Origin of the sequence: Streptomyces sp. NPDC048483 (assembly GCF_040651455.1) — a bacterium.
Lineage (GTDB): Bacteria > Actinomycetota > Actinomycetes > Streptomycetales > Streptomycetaceae > Streptomyces.
Genome location: NZ_JBEZJZ010000236.1, coordinates 1 through 2,920, shown reverse-complemented (window position 1 = coordinate 2,920; position 2,920 = coordinate 1). Strand labels below are relative to the sequence as shown.

Genomic DNA, 2,920 nt, shown 5'->3' with positions numbered 1-2,920 from the left:
TCTCTGCAAGGAGAGTTGAGCTAGTGAGCCATTCCCAGGTCGCGCCGCCGCACGGCACCGAAGTAGCCGCCGGCCCAGGGTGCGTAGGCCGGGCCCGCGTCCCAGTAGGGGCGGTCGCCGGCCGCGGTGCGGACCGTACGGGCCAGCGGCTCGCGGCCGTCGTCCAGCCGGCTCTTGTCCGCGGCGCAGACCGGTACGGTGCGCTCCGCGCCGCCGGCCGGCGCCCACCGGGCGTCGATGACCGACGGGCCGTGGCGGGGGTCGAAGAAGCAGGGCAGCCGCCGCTCGGGCAGCGGCCCGCCCTCGCGCCGGGCGGCGAGGGTGGCGAGCGAGAACCGGCCGTCCTCCAGGGCCGCGGTCACCGCCTGGACGTCGCCGGGGTGGGCGGCCCTGGCCATCGCTGTCTTGGCGCTCTCGTACGCGTCCAGCGCATGGCTGTAGTCGGCGCGCATCGCGTCGTCGGCGCCGGGCTCACCAGGGCTGAAGTCGAGCCGGTCCAGCTCCTCGCCGAAGGCGGTGATGTCCTCGTCGACGACGACCCGCAGGTCCTCGAGCGCGGCGCGCTCCTCCTCGGCGCGCCGGCGGCGGTTGCGGTGGGCGATCGCGTACGCGCCACCGCCGCCGATGACGACCAGTGCACCGAGCCCGACGAGCGTGCCGGTGCCGAGGCCGGAGGTGTCCGCGCCGCCCCAGGAGTCGGGGGCGTGGCCATTGGCCTGCTGGTCGGCGCCGTCGACGAAGCTGTTCAGGCGCTGGGAGACCGTGGGGTAGTCGGAGCGGTTGACGGCACCGACCAGGTTGTGGACCGCGCCGCGCGGCATCACCCGGGGGTCGGCGCCGGCGTCGAAGCGGTTGCCGAGCTCGACGGCGTAGACGCCGCCGATGCCGACCTTGGTACGCAGGTCCTGGAGCAGCGTCTTGGGCGGGTACTCGGCGGCCCGCGGCAGCACCGCGACAAAGATCGGCTTCCCGGAGTTCTTGATCTTCTTGGCCAGTGCGTCCGCCTCGGCCTTGGGGAGCTGCCCCGAGGCGCGGGGATCGACGTAGACCGGGCCGTGTTTGAGGGCCGCCGCGGCCGTGTCGAGGCCGCCGGCGGCGCGGGCGCCGGGTGCCAGCGCCGTGATCACCGCCAGCAGCAGGGCCACCAGCAGGAGCACCGGACCGAACGGTGCACGACGGGTTGCGGTCTGCATGCCGGTCTTCATGTATATGACGCTACCCGAACGGGCGATTTCAGGACATCGTCGGCGAGGGGGCCGGTACAGGGCGGCTTCGGGGGGCTTGGGGTGGCCGATATGCACCCGTCGCCGGTGGAGTGTCCCGCGTCCGGCGGGGCCTGTCGCGCCGGGAATACCCATCCAGGTGACCACTCCGCGTGGCGTTTTTGATGATGAAAACACCGGGGATGTACCGGCTCGTCCCTCCCCCTCCCCCGAGGAAACGAGATCCGGATGCGCAGGGCCACCTTGATGCTCAGGTCCGTGGCCGTCGCCGTCGTCGCCACCGCCGTCGGCTGTCTGCTGGTGCTGACGCTGCTGCCGTCACACGCCCGCCCCTGGCCCACGGCGGCGAAGGCCGCCGGCGCGCCCGGTGCCGCACCCGGCCATGCCGCCATGCTGGGCCAGGACGGCTCGGCGGCCCCCGCCGCCGCGACCGGCCCGGGCGCCGCCACGACCGGGCAGCCGAAGCAGGCGCAGTCGAAACAGGGGCGGTCCGGGCACGGGAAGCCGCACCACGGGAAGCCCCGGCACAGGCACCCCAAGCACGGGAAGCCCGGGCACGGGAAGCCCAAGCGCGCCCCCCGGGCGGCCAGAATCTCCGTGATGGCCCTGCAGCCCGGACTGAGTTTCCGGGGCAACGGCAGTTTCAGCGTGACCTGGACGAACGGCACCGGCCGCGACGTGGACGTCTGGCTGACGCACAGCACCGCCAAGCAGACACAGCGGCTGGCGCTGGTCGCGCCGCGGGCCGGCGCCCGGCCGGCCGGCGAGGCCCTGGTGACGCTGCCGCAGCTCGCGCCGGGCCGCGCGTACGCGCTGGAGGTGGCCACCGGCGACGGCACGGCCCACGCCTTCAGCACGCGCTTCTCCGTCACCGGCTGACCGCCCCGCGCCGAACGGCGTGGCGGTCCGCCGGCGTGACGGCCCGACCGCGTTACGGCGCCACCGCCTTACGGCGCGCTCAGCCCGACCAGCCCCGCCAGGGCGTCCCGGTGCCGTCCCGGTGCGCCCAGCGCGATCTCGTCGCCCTTGGCCCGCTTGAGGAAGAGATGGGCCGGGTGTTCCCAGGTCATCCCGATGCCGCCGTGCAGCTGGATGCACTCCTCGGCGGCGCGTACGGCCACCGGCGCGCAGTACGCCTGGGCGACCGCCACCGCGACCGGGGCGTCGGGGCTGCCGGTGGCCAGCGCATCGGCAGCGTTGCGGGCGGCGGCGCGGGCCGAGGCGACCTCGAGCCACAGGGCGGCCATCCGGTGCTTGAGCGCCTGGAACGAGCCGACGGGGCGGCCGAACTGGGTGCGCTCCGCGGTGTGGCGCACGGTTTCGGCCAGGCACCATTCGGCGACGCCGAGCTGTTCCGAGGCAAGCAGTCCCGCGCCGGTGAGCAGCGCGTGCTCGACGGCGTGCCGGGCACGGTCCCCGGTGGCCAGGAGGCGGCCCCGGGCGCCGTCGAAGGTGAGGTGGCCCAGGGGCCGGGTGAGGTCGAGCGGGGTGACCGCTTCGGTGCGTACGCCGTCGGCCGCGGCCTCGACCGCGTAGAGGGCCGGGCCGTCCGGGCGCCGGGCCCACACCAGCAGCAGCTCGGCGGCCGCGGCATCGGCGACCGAGGTCACCCGGCCGGTCAGCGCACCGTCGGCGTCGGCCCGTACGGCGGGTTCGGCCGCCCCGCCCGGTGCGGTGGGCAGCGGGAGGGCGAGCAC

The 2,920-nt window shown here is 75.3% G+C and carries 3 protein-coding genes; 1 reads left to right on the top strand and 2 read right to left on the bottom strand.

Going from position 1 to position 2,920, the window contains the following annotated elements; translation table 11 throughout:
* Nucleotides 1-20: 20 nt before the first annotated feature.
* Entirely contained in the window at nucleotides 21-1,193 is a 1,173-nt protein-coding gene (locus AB0D04_RS42470; protein ID WP_362712829.1) for a hypothetical protein, read from the bottom strand.
* Between the two features lie 258 nt (nucleotides 1,194-1,451).
* On the opposite strand from AB0D04_RS42470, the gene AB0D04_RS42465 reads away from it, so the two are divergent.
* A complete protein-coding gene (locus AB0D04_RS42465; RefSeq protein WP_362712827.1) occupies nucleotides 1,452-2,102 on the top strand; it encodes a hypothetical protein in 651 nt (216 codons plus the stop codon).
* A 68-nt stretch (nucleotides 2,103-2,170) separates the two neighbouring features.
* On the opposite strand, the gene AB0D04_RS42460 is transcribed toward AB0D04_RS42465, so the two are convergent.
* Nucleotides 2,171-2,920: acyl-CoA dehydrogenase family protein (locus AB0D04_RS42460; protein ID WP_362712826.1), on the bottom strand; the 750-nt coding region annotated here is incomplete at its 5' end.

What these genes read in the sequence shown, in the direction of transcription:
- AB0D04_RS42465 (WP_362712827.1), top strand. Translation starts at nt 1,452, where the DNA reads ATGCGCAGGGCCACCTTGATGCTCAGGTCCGTGGCCGTCGCCGTCGTC.
- AB0D04_RS42470 (WP_362712829.1), bottom strand. Translation starts at nt 1,193, where the DNA reads ATGCAGACCGCAACCCGTCGTGCACCGTTCGGTCCGGTGCTCCTGCTG.